Here is a 22,881-nt window from a genome sequence, read left to right as displayed (position 1 = left end):
CCCGCGTGTCGTGACGGAGATGCCGGTCACGACACGGAGTGCGACTGCTTGCGGTGGAACGTCAGGCTCATGACCACCACCGCGAGCGCACCGACGACCAGCCCCAGGACGGCGCTGCCGAGCGTGTTGACCAGCCAGCCGACCAGCCCTCCCAGCGCCCCGGCGGCGTCGTGCGCGGCCTCCTCGAGGTGGTGCACCAGCTCGTAGATCGCGTGCAGGCCCAGCTCGTCGGTGCCGACCAGCAGGATGTGGCCGCCGACCCACAGCATCGCCGCGGTGCCGACCACGGTGAGTCCGGTGAGCAGCTTCGGCATGCCCTTGACCAGCCCGCGTCCGAGCTTCGTCACGGCCCTGCCCGGACGCTCGGCCAGGTTCAGACCGACGTCGTCCATCTTCACGATCAGCCCGACCACGCCGTAGACGAGCACGGTGATCGCCACCGCGACCACGGCGAGGATGACCGCCCGCGAGAGGAACGGCTCGTCGACGACCTCGTTCAGCGAGATGACCATGATCTCGGCCGAGAGGATGAAGTCGGTGCGCACGGCCCCGGAGACGATGGTGTTCTCGTCCGGGGCCTTCTCCTCGGCCGCCGCGTGGTCGTCGTGCCCCGGCCGGAGCTTGTGCCAGATCTTCTCCGCACCCTCGTAGCTGAGGTAGATCCCGCCCAGCATCAGCAGGGGGGTCAGCAGCACCGGCAGGAACTGGCTGAGCAGCAGCACGGCCGGGAGGATGATCAGCAGCTTGTTGCGCAGCGAGCCGACCGCGATCCGCCGGATGATCGGCAGCTCCCGCTCCGCCGCCAGGCCGTGCACGTACTGGGGGGTCACGGCCGTGTCGTCGACGACGACGCCCGCGGCCTTCACGCTCGCCCGCGCGGCGGCCGCGCCGATGTCGTCGACCGAGGCGGCGGCCGCCCGCGCGAGCACCGCCACGTCGTCGAGCAGGGCTACGAGTCCACCCGCCACGGGAGTTCCTTCCGGTCGTTCAGCACGGAGCTGGTGAGGACATGGTCGCCCGTCCGGTGCCGCGGTGCGCGGGCGGGACGGTCACGAGCCCAGTGCCCGTTCGGAGTCGAGCGCGAGCGCGAGGTAGACGGCGCTGAAGTCGGCGACGGCGAGCTGGCGGGCGACCCGCGGCAGCCGGCCGAACCGGGTCGGCTCCCCGTGCTCGCCCACGCCGCTGACCGGGACGCCGTGCGCTCCGGCGGTCCGCAGCACCGCCTCGAGCGCCTCGGCGGCCGACCGGGGCTCGCGCTCGCCGGAGCCGTCGTGCTCCCCCGCGTCGGGGTCCCGGATGGTGAGCAGCCGCAGTCGCCGCCCGGGATCGTCCGCGCGGTCCCGGAAGAAGTCGTCCTGGTCGCCGGAGGTGAGCGGACCGCCGAGCACAGCGCAGGCGGCGACCCGCTGGTCGGGCAGCCGGAACCCGGTTGCCGGCAGCCCGGCGAGGGTGGCCAGCTGGTCGGTGACCCGCGTGGCCGCAGCCGACGCCAGCGGCCCCTCGGCGACGACGACCGGCAGCGCGTCCAGCAGCTCCAGGGCCAGGGTCTTGGCCGGGTTGACGAACGATTCGCGCGCCGGACCGCACTCCTCGGCCACCTCGTCGAGCGCCGCGGCGACCGCCTCGGGATCGGCCACGCCGGCGGCGAGCAGCCCGAGGTCGGTGGCCAGCCGGAGCATCGGCGTCAGCAGCGACCAGAGCGTGGTGTGCCGCACCCGGGTGCGCGGCAGCGCCACGTAGGGGGCGCGCGCGGTGGCGCAGGCAGCGTGCAGGGGCGCCTCGTCGGCGCCGATCCCGACGACCGCGACGCCACGCCGGGCGGCCTCGTAGGCCGGGCCGACGGCGTAGCTGCCGGCGCCGGTCCGGGTCGCCACGACCGCGATGTCGCTGGGGCCGGCCCACACCGGCAGGGCCGGACCGGGGACGACGTCGACCGTGACGGGGCTCGACGGCCCGAGGAGCGCCCGCAGGACCGACGCCGCCACCGCCCCCTCGCGGCGGGCCACGATGATCAGCCCGCGTGGCCGGCCGCCGTCGGTGACCCGCGAGAGGTCCGCCTCCTCGGTCAGCCGGGCGGTCTCCCGGACCTGCGCCCCGGCACCGGCCACGGCGGGCAGCAGGCCTCGCGGATCCCGGGCGCGCAGCAGCTCGAGGTCGTCGAGGACCTCCTCGGCGAACTCGGGCGAGGTCATGCCGGCGCCGCCGTCACCCGCGCTGCCGTGCCTCGTCCAGCAGGAGCACCGGGATGCCGTCACGCACGGGGAAGCCCCGGTCGCAGGTGGGGCACACCAGCTCGCTCGCCGCCTCGTCGACGGTCAGCGGCGTGTGGTGGGTGTCGGGGCAGGCCAGGATCGCCAGCAGGTCCTGGTCCAGACCCAGGGGGCCGCTCGTCGCGCTGCCGGGGGTCGCGGTCATCTCTGCTCCTGTCCGTCGCGCACCGTGCTCAGCACCCGGTCGCGCAGTTCCGTCATCCGCGCCTCGTCGGGCGCCTCCACGTTCAGCCGCAGCAGCGGCTCGGTGTTGCTGGCGCGCAGGTTGAACCACGCGCCGTCGGGGAGCTCCACGGTGAGCCCGTCCAGCTCGTCGAAGGTCGCCCCCTCGTCCTCGAAGACCCGCCGGACCTCGGCCACCCGCCCGGGCGCGTCGGCGACGGTCGAGTTGATCTCGCCGGAGGCGGCGTACCGCGCGTACGCCGCGGTCAGCTCCGACAGCGGCCGGCTCTGCTCCCCCAGCGCCGCGAGGACGTGCATCGCGGCGAGCATGCCGGTGTCGGCCCGCCAGAAGTTGCGGAAGTAGTAGTGCGCGGAGTGCTCGCCGCCGAAGACCGCATCGGTGCGGGCCATCTCGGCCTTGATGAACGAGTGGCCGACACGGGTGCGCACCGGCTCGCCGCCGTGCTCGCGCACGATCTCCGGCACGGCCCGCGAGGTGATCAGGTTGTGGATGATCGTCGTCCCGCGGCCCTTGGCGAGCTCACGGACGGCCACCAGCGCGGTGATCGCCGACGGGCTCACCGGCTCGCCCCGCTCGTCGACGACGAAGACGCGGTCGGCGTCACCGTCGAAGGCCAGGCCGATGTCGGCACCGTGCTCGCGCACGGCCGCCTGCAGGTCGACCAGGTTCGCCGGGTCGAGCGGGTTGGCCTCGTGGTTGGGGAAGCTGCCGTCGAGCTCGAAGTACATCGGGACGACGTCCAGCGGCAGGTCGGCGAGCACCACCGGCACCGTGTGGCCGCCCATGCCGTTGCCGGCGTCGACGACGACCTTCAGCGGGCGGATCCCGGAGAGGTTGACCAGGCCGCGCAGGTGGGCGGCGTACTCGGCCAGCACGTCCCGGCCGGTCACCGTGCCCACGCGGTCGGGCACGCGCTCGTAGTCGTCGCGCTCGGCCCACTCGCGGATCGTGACGAGCCCGGAGTCCTGCCCGATCGGTGCCGCGCCCGCCCGGCACATCTTGATGCCGTTGTAGCGGGCCGGGTTGTGGCTGGCGGTGAACATCGCGCCGGGCAGGTCCAGCGACCCGGCGGCGAAGTACAGCAGGTCGGTGGAGCCCAGCCCCGCCTCGACGACGTCGAGACCGCGGGCGATCACACCCTCGGCGAAGGCCCGGGACAGCGGGACCGAGGACTCGCGCATGTCATGGGCGGTGACGACCGTCGTGGCCCCGCTGTCGGCGCGCACGAACTCGGCGAACGCCGCGCCGATGGCGCGTGCGGTCGACTCGTCCCACTCGTCGGGCACGACGCCCCGGACGTCGTAGGCCTTGATCAGTGCCGACAGGTCTGCCACGAGCACGACACTATCGGCGGGACCGTCAGGGAAGGTCGGGCAGGACCCGCAGATGACCGCGCCGGGTGCCGCTGCCGTCGTCGGCAGGATCGCGCGGGGGCTCCGGACGGGCCGCCTCGCGGACCGCGTCGGCCAGCGCCAGCAGGTCGTCACCGGTCGGACCGGAGTCGTCCAGGTCGATCTCGTGCCGGACGACCTCCCAGCCGCGCGGCACGGTCAGCCGCTCGGCGTGGAACTCGCACAGGTCGTAGCTGTGCGGCTCGGAGAACGTCGCCAACGGACCCACGACAGCGGTCGACTCCGCGTAGACGTAGGTCAGGGTCGCCGCTGCCGGTTGCGCGCAGCCGCTGCGCGAGCAGCGACGTGACTGCCTCACCACCGGTTCCTCACGCTGGGAACAGTAATCCCGCTGCGCGGCGCGCGTCAGCAGGCGCACCGGTTTCCGGCCCGACGCGCACCATCCTGCACGATGGTCCCGTGGGCATCGTCACCGGTCGGACGCGGGATCGGGTCCTACGCGGCGCGACCGGGGAGAACTTCTCCGGACCCGTTCCGGGACCCGGCGTGTCGCGGCTCGCCGTACGCTTCCTCCCGTCATGAGCGCCTCCCGCAGCCGCCCCGCCCGATCCCGCCGCGACCGGCACGGTCGCGGCCTCCGGGGGCGCCTGGTCCCCGACGGGGTGCCGCTCGCGCGCACCCGCGGCGAGCTGTTCGACGACCTCGTCCTGGACGCGGTGGAGGACCTGGAGCGCCGGTGGGAGCGGGAGCTGGCGGGGGTCGAGTTCGCCGTCGAGGACGTGCCCTGGGTGGAGCACACCCGGCCGGACGAGGTCGTCCTGGACAGCGACGTGCTCGACGACGGGGGCGTCCCGCTCGCCCGCGTGCTGCCCGCACGCCGGGAGCAGGGACAGGAGCTGCCGCCGCGCGTCGTGGTCTACCGCCGCCCGCTCGAGCTGCGGGCCAACGACCGCGACGACCTGGCCGATCTGGTCCGCGACGTCGTCGTCGACCAGGTGGCCACGCTGCTGGGCCGGGACCCCGAGGAGATCGACCCCACCGGCTGACCGGCGACGCCGCGCGCACTGGCTGAGATGCTGACCGCGATGGACACCTCTGCCGCCGGCGCCGCCGCGTGGACCGTGCTCGGCGCGGTCCTCGGGCTGCTGCTGGCGGCCACCGCGCTCGCGACGGTGCGGGCGGCTCGCGGCCGCCGGGGTCGCGGAACGGCGACCGGGCAGCCGGCGCCGCTCCGGGTGGACGACCTCGCCGAGTTCCTGGAGCACCCACCGGGAACGCGGCCCGAGCCACCCGGGCCCGCCGCGGGCTGGACCTCGCTCACTCCCCCCGCGCCGCCCGCCATCCTGACGACCGCTCCCCCGGCCGGCGACCACACGTACCGCGCCCTCGCGCTGCTCTGCCTCGCAGCGCTCACCCTGGTCGGCCTGGCCGGCGCGGTGGCCGCCGGGTACCGGGAGAGCGACGAGCCGCGCGCGTCTGCCACGCGGGCCACGACCCCACCCAGCCCCTCCGGCCGCACCACCGGCGAGCTGACCGCCGGAGGACTCGTGCTGCAGCAGCGAGCGGTCGGCATCACTGTGACCTATCCCGAGCTGTCCCTCTCCGTGGAGAGGGACACCGTCGCCCTCGACCTTCGCCTGCCCACCTGGAACTGCCTGACCGCGACGGCGCCAACGGACCCTGCGGCGTCCGGTTGCATCCCCTCGCTGGTCGAGCACGCCGAGCTGACCACCCCGGAGCTCTCCGTCGAGCGGGACGGCAACAGGCTCGTCCTGCGGGGTCCTGCCACGACCGAGCTTCGTCCGTCCGGTTCCGCTCCCGAGTCCACCGGCCGCGTCTACGAGGTCGAGCTGACCGTGGTCCTCGGCGCGGAGCCCGCCGGGGAGATCCGGATCGGAACCGGGTCCGCACAGGTCACCGGGAAGCTCGGCGAGAACTGAGTTCCGAGCCGCTTCAGGAGCGCGGGCCTGCCACAGTGAGGGCATGGCGCGCCGGCGTTCCCGACGACAGGAGCCGACGACCGAGTCGGGGTGGCAACTGATCACCCTGGCCCACGACGTGCAGCACGAACTGGGCCCCGACGTCGTGGTGCTGCTACGCGGACGACCACTCGGCGAGCACCGTCGCCCGTGACCCCGAGGGGGCTGACCCCGCCGGGAGGGCTCAGCGTCCTCCGGACCGGGCCAGGGGCGGCCACCCCCGCGCCGGCACGGACAGGCCCACCAGGGGCGCGCCCATCTCCTCGCGCAGACCCGGGCCGGTACCCCACCAGGGCCACCGGTCGTCCCCGACGACCAAGCTGAGCAGCAGTGCCCTGGGGCGGGCCGGGGCCCCGAGGACGGCCACCTCGAGCTGGCCCAGTGCCGCGTGCAACCGCGCCGCGACCCGCAGGAAGTCCCGGGCGTGGCGGTCCGGTTGGACGTCGAGCGCCACGGGCAGGACGCGCTCGAGCATCCGTGCATCGCGGGACCGCTCGACGGCGCCCACGCCATCGAGATCGTCCACCAGCCGGCTGCTGCGGGTGTTCGCCAGGACCGAGGTGGGCAGCCGTGCGGCGAGGGCACGGGCGGTGGGGTCCCCCAACGGGAGCCCGGCGAGCCGGAGCGACACCGGTCCGCGCAGCGAGCCGAGCAAGGCCGCGATGCCGGCGGCGAGGCTCTCGGCGGCGTCGTCGTCGCGCGCCAGGAGCCGGGCCGTCGGGCGGCCGCCCGGCAGCGGACCGACGCTCTGCCCCAGCAGTTCCAGCACGGCGAGCGGGCCGCGGCGACGCACGCGCAAGAAGGCGGCGGCCAGCGGCGGGCCGCCGGGGCTCCCGTCGACGACGACGGCGAGCGGGCGGCCGACCCAGCGGTGCGCCGCCCCATGGTTCAGGGCGGCGGTCAGCCAGGGCTCCCGAGCCGTCACCGGCGCGGAGAGCTGGCCCATCAGCGGACCGGCGGCCCGGACCTCGCGGCCGACGCCCTCACGGTCGCTGACCAGACGGGCATCGGTGGAGTCCGGCACGCCCCGAACAGAACCACAGCCGCCGACGGGGGGCGTCGGCGGCTGTGGTCACGTGCTGTGGAGCTGCCTAGACGGCGCGGCGGCGCAGGCGGCGGCGCTCACGCTCCGAGAGCCCGCCCCAGATGCCGAAGCGCTCGTCGTTGGCCAACGCGTACTCCAGGCACTGGGCCTTGACCTCGCAGCCGGTGCAGATCTTCTTCGCCTCGCGGGTGGAGCCGCCCTTCTCGGGGAAGAACGCCTCCGGGTCGGTCTGGGCGCACAGCGCCTGCTCCTGCCAGGACTGCGCGTCGGGCTCCAGCCCGAAGCCCAGGAAGCCCACGAAGGTCTGCCCGGTGCCCTGCGTCAGAGCCTGCCCCGCCCCCTGGCCGCCGGCGGCCCCCAGACGGTCGGCCGACCGCTCGGTCCCGTTCGCGTAGTCGCTCAACCACGACACCTCAGCCATGACGGTGCGTCCCCTCTCGCTCTCGTCCCGGTGCTCGGCCGGCAGGACGTTCCCGGGCCGTTCAGCACTCGTTGACACCGCCGGAATTACACGCGTGTCGTTGCCTCGTCGTCAACTTCGCCCGGTGTAAGCGACACGCCACACCAGCCCCTCCAGTCACACGCCGTTCGTCACATCTCGTGGCACCCCTCGACACGCCCGGCGAACAGTCGACAAGTGCTCATCAGGCACCATTCGTTTCGTGCAGATCGTCGTGCTGGCAGGTGGGACCGGAGGGGCTCGATTCCTCCGTGGGGTGCGCGCAGCGGCGCCCGAGGCGGAGATCACGGCGGTGGTCAACACCGGCGACGACGTGACGATGCACGGGCTGCGGATCTGCCCCGACCTGGACACGGTGATGTACACCCTCGGCGGCGGCATCGACGAGGAGCGTGGCTGGGGCCGGGCCCGCGAGAGCTGGACGGTCAAGGAGGAGCTGGCCGCCTACGACGCCGACCCCACCTGGTTCGGGCTGGGCGACCGGGATCTCGCCACGCACCTGGTCCGCACCCGGATGCTCGACGCCGGCTATCCGCTCTCGGCGGTCACCGCGGCGCTGTGCACCCGCTGGCAGCCGGGGGTCACCGTGCTGCCGATGAGCGACCAGCGGGTGGAGACCCACGTCGTCGTCCCCGACCCGGAGAGCGGGCGCCCGCAGGCGATCCACTTCCAGGAGTGGTGGGTGCGCCACCGCGCCGCGCTCGACCCCCAGGCCTTCGTCCAGGTCGGCGTGGACGCCGCCCGTCCGGCCCCCGGAGTCGTGGAGGCGTTCGCCGGGGCCGACGCGGTCCTCCTGGCCCCGTCCAACCCCGTCGTCTCCATCGGCACCGTCCTGGGTGTGCCCGGCCTGCGCGAGGCCCTGCTCGCCTCCCCCGCCCGGATCGCGGGCGTGTCCCCGATCGTCGGCGGCGCCGTGGTGCGCGGGATGGCCGACCGGTGCCTGCCGGCCCTCGGCATCGAGGTGAGCGCCGAGGGCGTGGGCCGGCACTACGGCGCCCGCTCCGAGGGCGGGCTGCTCGACGCCTGGCTGGTCGCCGAGGACGACGCCGCCGAGGTCCCCGGCGTCGACGTGCGGCGCCGTCCGCTGCTCATGGACTCCCCCGAGGCGACCGAGGCCCTCGCCCGCGCCGCGCTCGACGCCTGCGCCCGGTGAACGTTCCTGGGGGCGTCTCGGTCCACCCGGTCGCCGGGCTGCCCGAGTTCGCGCCCGGCGACGACCTGGCGGCCGCCATCGTCTCGGCCGCGCCCTGGCTCGCCGACGGCGACGTCGTCGTCGTCACCTCCAAGGTCGTCTCCAAGGTGGAGGGCAACCTGGTTCGCGTCGAGCCGGGGGCCGACCGCGAGGCCGCGCGCCAGCGCGCCGTCGACGACGAGACCGTGCGGGTCGTCGCCCGGCGCGGCCCGCTGCGGATCGTGCAGACCCGGCACGGCTGGGTGGTCGCCGCAGCCGGCATCGACGCCTCCAACGTCGCCGCCGACGCCCTCGTCCTGCTGCCCGAGGACTCCGACGCCTCCGCGCGGCGCCTGCGGGGCCGGCTGCGGGAGCTGGCCGGCGTGGACGTGGCGGTCGTGGTGAGCGACACCTTCGGCCGCACGTGGCGGGAAGGGCTCACCGACGTCGCCATCGGATCGGCCGGGATCGAGGCCCTCGACGACCACCGCGGTGCGGTCGACGCCCACGGCAACCGGCTGGAGACCACCCGCGTGGCGGTGGTCGACGAGATCGCCTCGGCCGCCGACCTGGTGAAGGGCAAGCTCGCCGGCGTCCCGGTCGCCGTGGTCCGCGGGCTCCCCCACCAGCGGCCGGCCGAGGACGACGGCACCCGGCCGCTGGTGCGGCTGCCCGCCGACGACCTCTTCCCGTACGGCTCGCGCGACGTCGTGCCCTCCCGGGCCCCCGAGCCCGACATCGTCCCGCGGCCCGGGGAGCTCGACGCCGCCGCCGAGGCCTTCCGGGTGGCCGCTGCCGCGCTCCCGGAGTTCCCGGTCGTCCTGCGGTACGGCGGCGAGGGCGACGGCGTGGTCGACGTGCACCTCTCCGATGCCCTCACCCTCGCGACGGCGGTGAACCTCGGCGCGGTGCTCGGCGCCGCCGTGGTGCAGCTGCACGCCATGGGCTGGGCCACCCGCTGGGAGCCGGCCGGCACGCTCGGGGGCACCTCACTCGTCGGGAGGCTGTGGCTCGGCTCGGCGGCGCGCTGAGCCGCGCCGATCGCCTACGGTTCCTCCCCATGCGCGGGATCATCCTGGCCGGGGGCACCGGGAGCCGTCTCTTCCCGATCACGCAGGCCGTGAGCAAGCAGCTCATGCCGGTCTACGACAAGCCGATGATCTACTACCCGCTCTCCACCCTGATGATGGCGGGGGTGCGCGAGGTGCTGGTCATCACCACGCCCGGCGACCAGGAGGCCTTCCGCCACCTGCTGGGTGACGGCAGCCGGCTGGGCATGCGCATCGAGTACGCCGTCCAGCCCCGCCCCGAGGGACTGGCCCAGGCGTTCCTCATCGGCGCGGACTTCCTGGACGGCGAGGCCGCGGCCCTGGTGCTGGGCGACAACATCTTCTACGGCGCGGGCCTGGGCACCGCCCTCGCGCGGCTCCCCGAGCCCGACGGCGGGCACGTCTTCGCCTACCACGTGGCCAACCCGCGCGACTACGGCGTCGTGGAATTCGACGACGACGGCCGGGTGCTCTCCATCGAGGAGAAGCCGTCCCGGCCGAAGAGCTCCTACGCCGTGCCGGGGCTGTACTTCTACGCGGCCGACGTCGTCGACGTGGCGAAGGGCATCACGCCGAGCGCCCGCGGCGAGCTGGAGATCACCGCCGTCAACGAGCACTACCTGCGCGAGGGCCGGCTCACCGTCACCGCGCTGGACCGTGGCACCGCCTGGCTGGACACCGGCACCTTCGCCTCGCTGCGCCAGGCCACCGAGTTCGTCTCCGTGGTCGAGGAGCGCCAGGGCCTCAAGATCGGCTGCATCGAAGAGGTCGCCTGGCGCAACGGCTGGCTCGACGACGAGGGGCTGCGGGCGATCGCCGAGCCGCTGGGCAAGAGCGGCTACGGCGCCTACCTGCTGGGCCTGCTCGACCAGCCCTGAGCCGGCCGCCGTCTAGACCCGGCGGTAATCCGTCGGGGCGAACCGCGGCCCCCGCCGGGGTCGGCGCGGACCCCCCGCCAGGATGAGGCGGACCACCCGCTGCCGCTGCCCGCGCCACGGCTCGAGCAGGGCGATCATCTCCTCGTCGTCGGTGTTCCGGCGCCCGGTCAGCGCGAACCCCACGGTGTTCTTCAGGTGGTAGTCGCCGACGCTGACCGTGTCGGGGCAACCCAGCACCCGCTGCACCACCTCCGCCGCCGTCCACACGCCGATGCCGGGCACCACCCGCAGGCGGCGCTGCAGCTCCGCCGAGTCGCATCCCGCGTCGGGCTCCATACGGTCGGCGACCCCCGCGACCGCGATCAGGGCGCGGCGCCGGGCCCCGTCCAGGCCGCAGCGGTGCCACTCCCAGTCGGTGACCTCCCGCAGGCGGCGCGCCGAGGGGAGGACGCGCATGCCGGCCGGCGCGGGCCCCGGCGCCGGCTCCCCCGCCAGCCGGCAGAGCTCGCGGAAGACCCGGTAGGCCTCGGCGGTGGTCACCTTCTGCTCCAGGACCGCCGGCATCAGCGCGTCCCAGGTCCGGCCGGTGCGACCCAGCCGCAGGTGCGGGTGGGTGCGGTGCAGCTCGGCGACCAGCGGATGGGCCGTGCCCGGGGAGAACTCCTCGGGCCGGTCCTCGGCCCCCAGCCACCCCGGGACCGCCGCCGCCGCCCACCCGGCGCCCGGGCCCCAGGCCTCGATCCTGACCTCGGGACCCTCCCGGGCGATCCGCACGGTGGCCGACCCCTCCGGGGTGCTCGTCGTCCGCCAGAGCCCCCCGTCGCCCACCTGCATGGTCGGGTCGGAGGCACCGCGCCGGTGCGGGGACAGGACGCGGAGCAGGTCCAGGGGCCAGTCGGGCACCCAGGTCGTCGCGACGTCCGCGACGGCCCGGGTGCCCGAGGTCGTGCTGGTGCTCAGGAGGTGCTCCCGGAAGAGGTCAGCGGGGTGCCATCCGCAGCGCGCCGTCCATCCGGATGACCTCACCGTTGAGGTAGCCGTTCTCGACGATCGCGAGCGCCAGCTCGGCGAAGTCGGACGGGCGGCCCAGCCGCTTGGGGAAGGGTATGCCCGCCGAGAGCGCGGCCCGCGCCTCCTCCGGAAGACCGGCCAGCAGCGGCGTGTCGACCAGGCCCGGGGCGATGGTGCACACCCGCACGCCGATCGAGGACAGGTCACGCGCCGCGGGCAGCGTCATGCCGACGACCCCGCCCTTGGACGCCGAGTAGGCCAGCTGGCCGATCTGACCGTCGAACGCCGCGATCGAGGCGGTGTTGACGACGACGCCGCGCTCGCCGTCCTCCCCCGGCTCGGTCTGCGCCATCGCCGAGCCCGCCAGGCGCAGCACGTTGAAGGTGCCGACCAGGTTGACGGTGAGGACCTTCATGAACGCGCCGAGGTCGTGCGGCTCGCCGTTGCGGCCGACCGTGCGCTGGCCGGCCCCGATGCCGGCGCAGCTGATCGCGATGCGCAGCGGCCGGTCCTTGCCGGTCGCCTCGGCGACGGCCGCCTGGACCGAGGCCTCGTCGGTGACGTCGGTGCGGACGAAGGTGGTGTGCCCGCCCAGCTCGGCCGCGAGCCCCCGCCCGCGCTCCTCGTTGAGGTCCATGATGGTCACGGCGGCGCCCCGGGCGGCCAGGGCCCGGGTCGTGGCCTCGCCGAGCCCGGAGGCCCCTCCGCTGACAACGGCTGCGACGTCGAAGTTCTTCATGCCCGGCAGCCAATCATGCGGGTCAGCCGAAGTGCGGGCCGTGTCGCTCCTGCACCGCCGCGAGCAGCTGCTTGACCCGCTCGGCGTCGGCCACCGGGCAGACCATGGTCACGTCGGCGGTGTGCACCACGACGCTGTCGCGGACGCCGACCAGCGCCACCAGGTGCGCGGGGTCGTCGCTGAACACGATGTTGCCCGAGCCGTCGAGCACCACGGCGAGCCCGCGCACGGCGTTGCCCGCCCCGTCGTCGTCGAGGGTGTGGGCGAGCGCCGGCCACGACCCGACGTCGAGCCAGTCGACGTCCAGGTCGGCGACGAGGACGCGACCGGGCTCGGCGGCCGCGGGCTCCAGGACGGCGTAGTCGACGCTGATCCTCGGCAGCGTGGGGAACACCTCGGCGAGCACGGCGTCCCGGGCCGGGCCCGGGGGCGCGGCCACGATCCGCGCCAGCCCCTCGGCCGATTCGGGCAGGTGGTCGGCCAGGGCGTCGAGGACGGTGCGGGCGCGCCAGACGAACATGCCCGAGTTCCAGAGGTACCGGCCGCCGGCCAGGTACTCCTCCGCCGTGGCGCGGTCGGGCTTCTCCCGGAAGGAGGCCGCCTCGGCCACCCCGGGGGTCGTGGTGGCCGGCCCGCGCTGCACGTAGCCGAACCCGGTGGCCGGGGACGTCGGCGTGATCCCCAGGGTGACCAGCGCCCGGGGTCGCTCGGCCAGCGCGTCGAAGGCCGTGCTCAGCACCTCGGCGAACCGCTCCAGCGGGCGGATGACGTGGTCGGCGCTCACGACCGCCAGCTCCGCGTCCGGGTCGACGTCGGCGACGAGCGCGGCCGCCAGCCCCACGGCGTTGGCCGTGTCGCGGGCCTCGGGCTCGAGGACGAGCCGCCCCTCTGCCAGCTCGGGCAGCGCCGCGCGCACCTGGTCGGCGTAGCGGGCGGCGGTGCAGACCCAGACGCAGTCGGCCGGCACGACGGCGCGGACCCTCGTGAAGGCCTCCGCCAGGAGGCTGTGCGCGCCGCCTCCGGCATCGGCGACGACGTCGAGCAGCTGCTTGGGCCGGCCGGCCCGCGACAGCGGCCACAGCCGCGTCCCGGATCCCCCGGCCATGATCACCGCGTGGCGCACCTCAGCGCTCCCGCGGCTGGTCCGGCGGGGCGGCGACGACGGCCAGATCGCGTGCCCGCCGCTGGAACCGCGCGCCCGCGGCGACCCGGCCGCTGACGTAGGAGACGAGCATCCGGCCGCCCAGGCCCGCCCTCAGGGCGCCGCGCAGCGGGGCGTTGCGACGGCCGGGGTACTGGCCGGAGAGGTAGCGCAGGGCGCTGGTGTGGTGCACGCGCTGCATCCGGTGCGGTTCCCGCCGGGTGGCGTGCCCGCCCTCGTGCTCGACGACCGCGGTGGGCACGTAGACGTGCAGCCAGCCCGCGCGCCCGAGCCGCTCGGCCAGGTCGACGTCCTCGAAGTACATGAAGAAGCCGGGGTCGAAGCCGCCGACCGACCAGAACGCCTCGAGGTCCACCAGGAGGCAGGAGCCGCTCAGCCAGCCGGCCGGGCGCTCACGCGGCGCCTCCCGCTCGCGCCGGTACCGCGCCGTCCACGGGTTGCTGGGCCAGATCCAGCCCAGCAGCGCGTGCCCGGCGCCGGTGGACAGCCGCGGCAGGTCGCGGGCCGAGGGGTACAGCTCCCCCTGCGGCGTCATGATCGCCGGCCCCAGCATCGCCGCGCGCGGCCAGCGGTCGGCGGCGGCGAGCAGCTCGTCGACCGATCCCGGGGCGAAGCGCAGGTCGGGGTTGGCGATCAGCGCGCGCCCGGTGCGCAGGTCGGCGAGCCCGGCGTTCGCCGCGGCTCCGTAGCCGATGTTCCCGCCGGTGCGCAGGACCCGGACGTTCGGGTGCCGGGCGGCAGCCTGCTCCGGAACCCCGTCGGTGGAGCCGTTGTCGGCGAGGACGACCTCCACGGGCCGGGTCGTGGCGGCGGCCAGCGACTCGATGAACCCCTCGAGCGCCTCTCCCGGCGAGTACGTGACGGCAACGACGCGGAGCGGACGTGGTCCGCTCATCGGACGTGCACCCGTTCACCGTCGTGGGCGATCGCGTCGTCGCCCCGAGGCGATCGGCGCACCGCCAGCATCGCGAGCGTGACGGTCAGGATCATCAGACCCGCCCCGGCAGCGAGCGAGGGGTACAGCAGCTGAGCGCCGATCGGATCGAAGGTGAGCGCGAGGCGTCCGTCCCGCACGCCCGCCGGCACCGTCACCTCCACCAGCGCGTCGTCGACCGCAGTCACCGGCACCTCCTCGCCGTCGATCGTGGCCCGGTAACCGGGCCAGTACGGCACGCGGAGCAGGACGGTGCCCTCTGACTGGCCCGACGTAGTCACGGTGTACTCCTCCTGCGGCTGATCGATCCGGCCCAGACCGACCGACCACCCCTCGCGCGCGACCTCGACCCCGTCCAGAGCCGCGATCCGGCCGGGCAGTCGCATCTCCTCGGGGCGCCGATAGGTCTGCCACTCGCCGTCGCCGTCGACCTGCTCCCAGCGCCGGTCGAAGTAGGAACGCAGCTCCTCGGGGACGCTACGCGACAACGCCACGGTGTCGGACGAGAGTGCCTCGATCCACGGGAGATCGGTACCCGGTACCCGGTTCAGCAGCCGTGTCGGTGAGGGACAGTCCACGTTCCCGACATAGCTGGTGCACAGGATCGGTGCGAGTCCCTTGTGCGGCGAGGTGACGTAGCCGGTGCCCACCGTGGCCCCGGCCAGGAGGTTCGCGTTGCCCGGGAAGAATCCCTTCGCCCAGCCCCGATCGGAACCGAACACGTCACCGAAGAATCCCCACGCATAGACGGTGGCGGTGCGGTCGGTGAGGATCGACCGGTCGCGGAATTCCCTCACGGTCTGCCCCATGGCGCCGGCGCCGGATTGATCGGGGACCCCGATGTCTCGATAAGGCTGACCGGCGGCGCCGGTGAAGCCCCGCTCGATGTTGAGCCGGTCCTGCACCACGACCATCATCTTCTCGGCCAGCACCAGTGGCACCGCGGTCAGCACGACCAGGACGACTGCGGCCAGCACTCCGACACGGTCGACGCGCGACCGGGACACCAGGAACGCGATCAGCGCCACTGCCACGACGACCGCGCCGGCCACGTGCCACGGCCAGAGCAGCGGAGCCCGCGAGATGGCCAGCGCCAGCTGCACACCCACCAGCCCCGTCGCGACGGCGACCCGCCGCCGGGTCACCGTTCCCGCCACGGCGAGTCCGAGGAGGACCAGCACGGGCAGCGCGATCTGAACCACCACGAGGTAGCGGAACGGGTATCGGAAGAGCCCCACGACCGTGGGCAACTGCGTGGCGATCACGCCGGCCAGCGCCAGCGCCCCGGCGGTGACCAGCCCCGGAGCGGAGAACGCCGCGCGCCAGCGCACCATCGCAACCAGGGGCAGACCGAGCAGGAACGTGGCCATGGCTGGGACCAACCCGACGGCGCCGTTGAAGGCGTTGGTCTGGCCGAGCAACGTCGGCCCGCCCACCAGGACGTCCAGCAGATTGGGCACCTGGCCTCCGGTGTTGCCGATGACCTCGTCCGCTGACTGCCGCTCGACGTACGACGATTGCTGAACCGCATTGAGCAAGGTGGGCATCGCCACCAGCACGCCGGCCACGAGTGCGCCGAACTGGCCGAGAAAGGCACGGCTGTGCACCAGCGGACGCAAGCCACCGGCCTCCCGGCGCATCTCGAACGCCTGGGCGATCACGATGACGAGGGCGAAAGGGATCGTGTACGGGCTGCCAGAAGCCAGCACCGCCCATGTGGCCAGCCCGGTCAGGAGCAGCCCCCGAGGCCGTCGGGAGCTCAGGCCCAGCCACAGCCAGGGAAGCCACGCCGAACCCCACATGAGGGGCCACCAGAAGCTGCCGTACCAGAGGAAGAAGCCGCTCGACGCCACGCCGAGAGCACCGGCGGTGGCCACGAAGCCCGGTACGCCGTGCCGACGCAGCAGAGCTAGGACGCCCAGCCCCAGCAGGATCACGCACGTCGCGCCGTACTCCCACGCCATCGTGAGCACGTTGTCCTGCCGGCCGAGCACCCCCCACAGCAACCAGTGGAGGGGATCGAGCACCCCGTACTGCATGTCGCTGGTGACGTTCCCCGAGGCACCCTGGCCGGGATCGACCAAGGGCGGGATCCCGTTGTCCAGGTTCCTGCCGAGCCACCAGGCCATGGGGCCGAACTGAGCCTGTGAATCGTCCAGCCAGAAGAAGCGCGGCACCAAACGGTGAAGCACGATCAGTTGGGCCAGCTGGGCCGCCAGGTAGCCCACATACGGGCCCACGGCGGAGCCGAGGGGGCGGGCCGGATGGTCACCTCGTCGGCGGCCCATTGCAGCTGCGGACTCTCGCGACGCCGCGGCGACGCGTTCCCGTGGCGCCGTCGTCGATCTGATGACAGGCATGACGCGTGATGCTCCCGTTCGTCGGAGGACGGGCGTTCGCCGGGCGTGCGCCGCGTGACCGCCCGTCCTCGCCCCGCCGGCCATGGGGCGGCGCTTCCGGTGACCCACCGTAGTTCCGCGCGAGCACCGAGCGGCACGTCCACCGCGTGTCCGGCCGAGGTGCGGGACAGCGCGGACCGCGTGGGCACGTTGTGACGGTCGTGACGGAATGTCCCGCCCCCGCTCGCTCACCGACCGGAGCATCCGATGCGGCGACGGTATCGTGGGCCGTGTGACTTCTCCCAGCCCCGATCTCGTCGTCGTCGGCTCCGGATTCTTCGGCCTCACGGTCGCGGAACGGGTCGCCAGCCAGCTCGGCAAGCGGGTACTGGTCATCGACCGCCGCAGCCACATCGGTGGTAACGCCTATTCCGAACCCGAGCCCGAGACCGGCATCGAGGTCCACGTCTACGGCGCCCACTTGTTCCACACCTCGAATGAGCGCGTCTGGCAGTACGTCAACCAGTTCACCGAGTTCACCAACTACCAGCACAAGGTCTACTCCATCTACCAGGGGCAGACGTACTCGCTGCCGATGAATCTCGCGACGATCTGCCAGTACTTCGGCAAGAGCTTCTCGCCGGCCGAGGCCCGCGCCCTGGTCGCCGAGCAGGCTGCGGAGTTCGATACCGCCGAGGCCGCCAACCTCGAGGAGAAGGCGATCTCGCTCATCGGCCGCCCGCTCTACGAGGCCTTCATCCGCGGCTACACGAAGAAGCAGTGGCAGACCGACCCCACCGACCTGCCCGCGGCCGTCATCGCCCGGCTCCCCGTTCGGTACACGTTCGACAACCGGTACTTCAACGACACCTACGAGGGTCTGCCGAAGGACGGCTACACCGCCTGGCTGCAGCGGATGGCCGACCACCCGAACATCGAGGTGCGGCTCGACACCGACTACTTCGACGTCCGCGACGAGTTGCCCTCCGATGTCCCGACCGTGTTCACCGGCCCCATCGACAAGTACTTCGGCTACGAGGCCGGCGAGCTCGGCTGGCGCACCCTGGACTTCGAGACCGAGGTCCTGCCGATCGGCGACTTCCAGGGCACCTCGGTCATGAACTACGCCGACGAGGACGTGCCCTACACCCGCATCCACGAGTTCCGGCACTTCCACCCGGAGCGGGACTACCCGCAGGACAAGACGGTCGTGGTGCGGGAGTTCTCCCGGTTCGCCGAGACCGGCGACGAGCCGTACTACCCGATCAACACGCCCGAGGACCGCGCCAAGCTCGAGCGCTACCGCGAGCTGGCCGCGAAGGAGGCCGCGGAGAAGCGTGTGCTCTTCGGCGGCCGGCTGGGCACGTACAAGTACCTGGACATGCACATGGCCATCGGTTCTGCGCTCACGATGTTCGAGAATCGGATCCGGCCCTTCTTCGACCAGGGCGCGTCGCTCGACGGCCGCCTCGACGACTGAACCGAGGACCCCAGCCTGATGACCACCATCACCAATTCCCCCGTCTCACCGGAGCGCGTGAGCGAGCCGTCGGCCGAGGCACTCGCTCCGGAGAAGGCAGTGACGTTGCTGCAGCGGGTGCTCCTCCCGAGGTCCGGCGACCCCTCGAAGGTCCGGTCCCTCTACGTGGACGAAGAGGGTGCGCGGCGGGTGCAGTCGGCCTCCCGAACCCAGGCCCTGGTGCCGGACGGCAACGAAGTCTCCTTCGCCACCTACTTCAACGCGTTCCCGGCCAGTTACTGGCGACGCTGGACCGTGCTGCGCAGCGTCGTGCTCAAGATGGACGTGTCCGGCCACGGTCGCATCGACGTCTACCGGTCCAAGGCCGACGGCAGCATCATCCACGTCACCGGCGCAGCCACCTCTGCCGAGCGGCGCGAACTGGAGTTCGAGCTGGACCTCACGCCCTTCGAGGACGGCGGTTGGTACTGGTTCGATGTCACCGCGGACGACACCCCCGTGGAGGTGCACGCAGCAGGTTGGTGGGCTGCACAGGCCCCCACGAGCGAAGCTCGCCTGTCCATCGGCATCTGCACGTTCAACCGCCCCGACGACTGCGTCGCCGCCTTGACCGCGCTGGCCGACGACGACGTGGTCCGCGAGCTCATCTCCGCCGTCATCGTCGCCGACCAGGGCAACAAGAAGGTGCGCGACGCCGAGGAGTACCCCGCCGCGGCCAAGGCGTTGGATGGGCGCCTGCGCCTCGTCGAGCAGCCGAACCTGGGGGGTAGCGGCGGCTTCTCCCGCACGATGTACGAGATGCTGCGGAACACCGACGCCACCCATCACATCCTCCTGGACGACGACGTCCTGCTCGAGCCCGACAGCGTCGCGCGCGCCTACGCCTTCGCCCGGTTCACGAAGGCGCCGATGATCGTCGGTGGACAGATGCTGGCCCTCCAGGACCGCTCGGTCCTGCACACCATGGGCGAGGTCGTCTCCCGCGACACGTTCTTCTGGCGGGCAGCGCCCAACACGGAGTACGCCCACGACTTCGCCAAGGACTCACTGCGCGAAACGCCCGAGCTCCACCGGCGTATCGACGTGGACTACACCGGCTGGTGGATGTGTCTGATCCCGCGCGAAGCCATCGAGCGGCTCGGCCTCGCGCTTCCGCTCTTCATCAAGTGGGACGACGCCGAGTACGGCATCCGAGCAGGCGAGCACGGCATTCCGACCGCAACCTTGCCCGGCGTCGCAGTGTGGCACTTGTCGTGGAGCGACAAGGACGACACAGCGGGCTGGCAGGCCTACTTCCACGTCAGGAACCGCCTGGTCGCGGCGGCGCTGCACACACCCTTCAAGCACGGTGGCGCCCTGCTGCGGGACACCTTCAAGATGGACCTGAAGTTCCTGATCATGCTCCAATATGCCACCGCAGCGCTGCATCACCGCGCCTACGACGACTTCCTCGCCGGCCCGGAGCAACTGTTCCCGAAGCTTCCCACGGCCCTGCCGACGGCGCTGGAGCACCAGGGGGACTACCCCGACGGTCAGGTCGTTGCATCGTCCTCCGACCTGCCACTCCCCTCGATGGGAGCGCTCAAGGCAGAGCGCTACATGAAGCCCCCCACGACGCCGCTGACGATCGGCCGGACCCTGTTCGCCGCGCTGGCGCACAACCTGAGAGCGCCGAAGCCGGATTCGGTGCAGGTGCCGGAGATGAACATCAGTGCGCAGGATGCGCGCTGGTTCCTGCTGTCCCGTCTCGACAGCGCCACGGTTGGTACCGCCGACGGGCGCGGCGTGACGTTCCGTCGCCGTGACCAGACGACGTTCTGGCGGATGCTCCGGCACTCCGTCCAGATCCACATGAAGCTCCGCCGCGAGTTTCCGCGCCTGCGGGAGGAGTACCGCGCTCACATGGAGCAGCTCACCTCGCCGGAGAGCTGGGAGCGGGCTTTCAACGGCCAGCTCACGGACGGCTGAACCGCTCCTTCCGCCCGGCCCGGGTGAGGCGAAGCCATTCGCGCCATGCACCCGGGTCGCGGCGGGACACCAGGAAGAACCAGCCGAAGCGGATGGTCTCCAGAGGTCGCAGCCAGCGCATTCCCGGCTGCGACATCAGGTAGCCCCTGTTCCGGTACGTGAAATACCGCTTGGCTGCGTCGGTCGGGTACTGCGCGGACAGGCGGCCGCCGAGGATCGACTCGAACTCGCTGGTTCCCTCGGGGTGCACGTAGGCCGCCTGCGGGCACGTGCCGAAGGCCAGGCCCGAACGCAGCAGTCGGCGGTGAATCTCCGTTTCGTCGCCGCGAAAGAACAGCCGGTAGTCCGGCACGCCCACGACGTCGAGCGCATCGGCCCGGAACAGTGCGCCGTTGAACAGCGAGGCGTAGGACGGCAGAAGATCCAGCCCGGCAAAGTCGCTGCGCCGGCGCCGCCACCGGAGGCCCCGCCGGAGCGGAAAGGCCAGCCGGTCAGGATCCGCCTTGTCGGTGACCAGAGGGGATACTTCCGCCAGACCGTGCCTCCGCGCTGCGGCCAGGAGAGTGGCCAGCACCTCGTCGTCGGCCGGCCGCCCGTCGTCGTCAGCGCACCACACCCAGTCGGCGCCCATTGCCAACGCGTGCAACATCCCCAGGGCGAACCCACCCGCGCCGCCGAGGTTGCGCAGGCTGGCCACATAGGTGGCATCGAGGCCACTCGCGGTGACGGTCTTCTCGGCCGATCGGTCCTGCCCGTTGTCCACCACGACCACGGCGTCGACCTGACGGGTCTGAGCGGCGATCGCCGCAAGGCTCTCGGCCAACAGCTCGGGCCGGTGCCGCGTCACGATGACCGCCACCACCCGTTCGACGTCATCCCCCGGTTCGGTCATCCTGCATGCCCCTTGTAGGACCTCAGGACGTCGTCGATCGCGCCGTGCTGCTTGATCTGGCCGTGCTCCATCCAGATCGCGGTATCGCACAGTTCGCGGAGGAACTCATCTGAGTGAGATGCGAACACCAGGAGCCCCGAGCGCTCGACCAGCTCGGACAGCCGTCTTCTGGACTTCTCCAGGAATGCCGCGTCCACAGCACCGATGCCCTCGTCCAGCAGGAGGATCTCGGGGTCGATGCTGGTGACCACACCCAGCGCCAGACGCACTCGCATACCGGTCGAGTACGTGCGCAGGGGCATGTCCAGAAAGTCGCCGAGTTCGGTGAAGTCGGCGATGTCGTCGACCCGCTGCTCCATCTGCTTGCGTGTCATGCCCAGGAACAGCCCACGGATCATGATGTTGTCCAACCCGGATATCTCGGGGTCCATGCCGACGCCGAGATCGAATACCGGGGCGACCCGGCCACGGATCGCCGCGGTGCCCCGGGTCGGTTCGTAGATCCCGGCGAGCAGGCGCAGGAGCGTCGACTTCCCGGCTCCGTTGTGGCCGACCAGGCCCACCCGCGCGCCGTGCTCCAGCTGGAGCGTGATGCCGCGCAGCGCCTCGATGATCGGCACTCGTGCACCGCTGTCGATGTTGCCGCCCACCACCCCCATGACGGTCTTCTTCAACGAACGGCTCTTCGCGTCGAAGATGGGGAAGTCGACGCATGCGTCCTTGGTCGTGATGCTGACCTGGAGGTCATCGGAGGACACGGTCACACCCAATACGAGACTCGAGCGCGGTAGCGGCGCAGCGTGGACAAGGCGAGGGCCCATCCGACGACTGTGATGACGAGGACCACGATCCAGTAGCGCAGCTCCTGCGGCTGGCCGAGCATCGGCCGTCGCAGCATCTCGACGAAGTGCAGGAACGGATTGAGCTCGGCGAGCCGGGCCCTCTCAGCTATGGACGGGTTGGGACTCTGCAGGAAATCCTGGTAGATCCACACGATCGGGGTCATGAAGAACGCCAACTGCACGACCGAACCGATGATCGGGGCCATGTCCCGGAAGCGCGTCGTGACGATGCCCAGCAACAGCGCCACCCAGAGCCCGTTCACGACGAGCAGCAGGAAGGCCGGGATCGCGCTCAGGCTGCTCCAGTGGAGGTCCTGCCGGAACACCACGAGCATGATCACGTACACGACGAGGTTGTGCGCGAAGAACAGCGTCTGACGCCACACCAGTCGGTACACGTGCACCGACAGCGGCGCCGGCAGGTGGGTGATCAGACCGTTGTTGGCGATGAACACCTCCGACCCCTCGGCGATGCAGCCGCTGATGAACCCCCAGATGATGAAACCCACCAGGATGTTGGGCAGCTGGCGGGACAGGTCGTTCTCGAACAACCCCGCATACAGGATGCCGAGCGCGATCGCCGTGACCGCCATGGTGATCGAAATCCAGATCGGCCCGAGCACGGAGCGCCGGTATCGCTGTCGGATGTCCTGCCACCCCAGGTGGGCCCAGAGTTCCCGCTGCGCCCACCCTGTGCGGAGGTCGTCCAGGGCAGCACCGTAGGTGCGCCCGCTCCGTTGTGCCGTTGCCACGCCGGACCACGCTACCTGCCGCATCCCGGTCCGGTTTCGCCCGTGCGGGACGGGTCGAACCCCGGAGGGCACTTCGGGCTCGCCCTCCCCGACCGTCTCGGCAACACCATCGGCCCCCGCCTGGTCGAGCCGCCGCATCCCCGAGGCTGGGGATGGTGTGACGGGTGGGGGCCAGGGACCTCGGAGGGTCAGGGGCATCTGGCAGTGACGGACGGTTCCCGTGTCGGACCCCCGACCGCCGCCCTGCGCCCACCTACCATCGATCCCGACGGGCCCCTTCGGTGCTGCCCTCCGACATCAGTGACACGGAGTCGTCCTCCGGGCCACCGGAAGAACCATCCGCAGGAAGGACATCGTGAGCCGAGACCGCTTCG

Annotated in this window: 23 protein-coding genes; 8 read left to right on the top strand and 15 right to left on the bottom strand. The window is 72.4% G+C overall.

What is annotated here, in order from left to right; genetic code table 11:
• Positions 1–26: 26 nt before the first annotated feature.
• From DQ237_RS07335 to DQ237_RS07315, 5 genes are all read right to left on the bottom strand, one after another.
• Complete coding sequence (locus DQ237_RS07335; protein ID WP_113798689.1) at positions 27–968, bottom strand: DUF808 domain-containing protein; 942 nt, start codon at positions 966–968, stop codon at positions 27–29.
• A gap of 81 nt (positions 969–1,049) precedes the next feature.
• The gene (locus DQ237_RS07330) at positions 1,050–2,192 is read right to left on the bottom strand and encodes an SIS domain-containing protein (RefSeq protein WP_113798687.1); all 1,143 of its coding nucleotides are present in this window, start codon (positions 2,190–2,192) and stop codon (positions 1,050–1,052) included.
• 13 nt (positions 2,193–2,205) lie between these two features.
• Entirely contained in the window at positions 2,206–2,415 is a 210-nt protein-coding gene (locus DQ237_RS07325) for a Trm112 family protein (RefSeq protein ID WP_113798685.1), read from the bottom strand.
• Complete coding sequence (locus tag DQ237_RS07320; protein WP_113799365.1) at positions 2,412–3,788, bottom strand: phosphomannomutase/phosphoglucomutase; 1,377 nt, start codon at positions 3,786–3,788, stop codon at positions 2,412–2,414. The genes DQ237_RS07325 and DQ237_RS07320 overlap by 4 nt, the downstream gene beginning before the upstream one ends.
• Before the next feature lie 25 nt (positions 3,789–3,813).
• Positions 3,814–4,164, bottom strand: coding sequence for a DUF3499 domain-containing protein (locus tag DQ237_RS07315; protein WP_113798683.1), 351 nt, complete (start codon positions 4,162–4,164; stop codon positions 3,814–3,816).
• Between the two features lie 220 nt (positions 4,165–4,384).
• On the opposite strand from DQ237_RS07315, the gene DQ237_RS07310 reads away from it, so the two are divergent.
• Genes DQ237_RS07310 through DQ237_RS19675 form a run of 3 tightly spaced genes read left to right on the top strand, consistent with a single transcriptional unit; the run spans position 4,385 to position 5,939 of the window.
• Positions 4,385–4,852, top strand: a complete 468-nt coding sequence (locus DQ237_RS07310) for a metallopeptidase family protein (protein ID WP_113798681.1) — start codon at positions 4,385–4,387, stop codon at positions 4,850–4,852.
• Positions 4,853–4,891: 39 nt separating this feature from the next.
• A complete protein-coding gene (locus DQ237_RS07305) occupies positions 4,892–5,746 on the top strand; it encodes a hypothetical protein (protein ID WP_147251759.1) in 855 nt (284 codons plus the stop codon).
• A gap of 43 nt (positions 5,747–5,789) precedes the next feature.
• The gene (locus DQ237_RS19675; RefSeq protein ID WP_166509539.1) at positions 5,790–5,939 is read left to right on the top strand and encodes a hypothetical protein; all 150 of its coding nucleotides are present in this window, start codon (positions 5,790–5,792) and stop codon (positions 5,937–5,939) included.
• A gap of 30 nt (positions 5,940–5,969) precedes the next feature.
• Here DQ237_RS19675 and DQ237_RS07300 read toward each other — a convergent pair whose 3' ends face one another.
• Both DQ237_RS07300 and DQ237_RS07295 read right to left on the bottom strand, forming a co-directional pair.
• Entirely contained in the window at positions 5,970–6,809 is an 840-nt protein-coding gene (locus DQ237_RS07300; RefSeq protein WP_113798677.1) for a hypothetical protein, read from the bottom strand.
• A gap of 67 nt (positions 6,810–6,876) precedes the next feature.
• Entirely contained in the window at positions 6,877–7,128 is a 252-nt protein-coding gene (locus DQ237_RS07295; protein WP_166509554.1) for a WhiB family transcriptional regulator, read from the bottom strand.
• Between the two features lie 364 nt (positions 7,129–7,492).
• On the opposite strand from DQ237_RS07295, the gene cofD reads away from it, so the two are divergent.
• Genes cofD through rfbA form a run of 3 tightly spaced genes read left to right on the top strand, consistent with a single transcriptional unit; the run spans position 7,493 to position 10,388 of the window.
• Positions 7,493–8,443 carry a 2-phospho-L-lactate transferase gene (gene cofD / locus DQ237_RS07290; RefSeq protein ID WP_113798673.1) on the top strand — a complete coding sequence of 317 codons (951 nt, stop codon included), beginning with the start codon at positions 7,493–7,495 and terminating at the stop codon, positions 8,441–8,443.
• Complete coding sequence (locus tag DQ237_RS07285) at positions 8,440–9,492, top strand: coenzyme F420-0:L-glutamate ligase (RefSeq protein WP_113798671.1); 1,053 nt, start codon at positions 8,440–8,442, stop codon at positions 9,490–9,492. The genes cofD and DQ237_RS07285 overlap by 4 nt, the downstream gene beginning before the upstream one ends.
• A gap of 29 nt (positions 9,493–9,521) precedes the next feature.
• On the top strand, positions 9,522–10,388 hold the full coding sequence (gene rfbA / locus DQ237_RS07280) for a glucose-1-phosphate thymidylyltransferase RfbA (RefSeq protein ID WP_113799361.1): 867 nt from the start codon (positions 9,522–9,524) through the stop codon (positions 10,386–10,388).
• Between the two features lie 12 nt (positions 10,389–10,400).
• Here the strand turns inward: rfbA and DQ237_RS07275 are convergent, their stop codons facing one another.
• The 5 genes from DQ237_RS07275 to DQ237_RS07255 all read right to left on the bottom strand — a co-directional run bounded on the left by DQ237_RS07275 (position 10,401) and on the right by DQ237_RS07255 (position 16,474).
• On the bottom strand, positions 10,401–11,291 hold the full coding sequence (locus DQ237_RS07275) for a DNA-3-methyladenine glycosylase (RefSeq protein WP_240619473.1): 891 nt from the start codon (positions 11,289–11,291) through the stop codon (positions 10,401–10,403).
• Between the two features lie 76 nt (positions 11,292–11,367).
• Entirely contained in the window at positions 11,368–12,138 is a 771-nt protein-coding gene (locus tag DQ237_RS07270; RefSeq protein WP_113798669.1) for an SDR family NAD(P)-dependent oxidoreductase, read from the bottom strand.
• Positions 12,139–12,160: 22 nt separating this feature from the next.
• On the bottom strand, positions 12,161–13,261 hold the full coding sequence (locus DQ237_RS07265) for a mannose-1-phosphate guanylyltransferase (protein ID WP_113798667.1): 1,101 nt from the start codon (positions 13,259–13,261) through the stop codon (positions 12,161–12,163).
• Between the two features lies 1 nt (position 13,262).
• Complete coding sequence (locus DQ237_RS07260; protein ID WP_113798665.1) at positions 13,263–14,195, bottom strand: glycosyltransferase family 2 protein; 933 nt, start codon at positions 14,193–14,195, stop codon at positions 13,263–13,265.
• On the bottom strand, positions 14,192–16,474 hold the full coding sequence (locus DQ237_RS07255) for a hypothetical protein (RefSeq protein ID WP_113798663.1): 2,283 nt from the start codon (positions 16,472–16,474) through the stop codon (positions 14,192–14,194). The genes DQ237_RS07260 and DQ237_RS07255 overlap by 4 nt, the downstream gene beginning before the upstream one ends.
• A 391-nt stretch (positions 16,475–16,865) precedes the next feature.
• Here DQ237_RS07255 and glf point away from each other — a divergent pair, with 391 nt between their 5' ends.
• Both glf and DQ237_RS07245 read left to right on the top strand, forming a co-directional pair.
• A complete protein-coding gene (glf, locus tag DQ237_RS07250) occupies positions 16,866–18,053 on the top strand; it encodes a UDP-galactopyranose mutase (RefSeq protein ID WP_113799359.1) in 1,188 nt (395 codons plus the stop codon).
• An 18-nt stretch (positions 18,054–18,071) separates the two neighbouring features.
• Positions 18,072–20,021 carry a glycosyltransferase gene (locus DQ237_RS07245; protein WP_113798661.1) on the top strand — a complete coding sequence of 650 codons (1,950 nt, stop codon included), beginning with the start codon at positions 18,072–18,074 and terminating at the stop codon, positions 20,019–20,021.
• On the opposite strand, the gene DQ237_RS07240 is transcribed toward DQ237_RS07245, so the two are convergent.
• From DQ237_RS07240 to DQ237_RS07230, 3 genes are read right to left on the bottom strand one after another with little or no spacing between them, the layout of a single operon-like run.
• Positions 20,008–20,913, bottom strand: a complete 906-nt coding sequence (locus DQ237_RS07240; RefSeq protein ID WP_113798659.1) for a glycosyltransferase — start codon at positions 20,911–20,913, stop codon at positions 20,008–20,010. The genes DQ237_RS07245 and DQ237_RS07240 overlap by 14 nt on opposite strands.
• Complete coding sequence (locus DQ237_RS07235) at positions 20,910–21,671, bottom strand: ABC transporter ATP-binding protein (protein ID WP_240619472.1); 762 nt, start codon at positions 21,669–21,671, stop codon at positions 20,910–20,912. Before DQ237_RS07235 ends, DQ237_RS07240 begins: the two co-directional genes overlap by 4 nt.
• A gap of 2 nt (positions 21,672–21,673) precedes the next feature.
• Positions 21,674–22,531: an ABC transporter permease gene (locus DQ237_RS07230; protein WP_113798655.1), complete on the bottom strand. Its 858-nt coding sequence runs from the start codon at positions 22,529–22,531 to the stop codon at positions 21,674–21,676.
• Positions 22,532–22,881 lie beyond the last annotated feature (350 nt).

It is taken from the genome of Blastococcus sp. TF02-8, from assembly GCF_003319175.1.
In the GTDB taxonomy this organism is placed as follows: Bacteria; Actinomycetota; Actinomycetes; order Mycobacteriales; family Geodermatophilaceae; genus Blastococcus.
The sequence above is the reverse complement of the archived record's forward strand: the minus strand, read 5'-3'. Positions and strand labels throughout refer to the sequence as shown.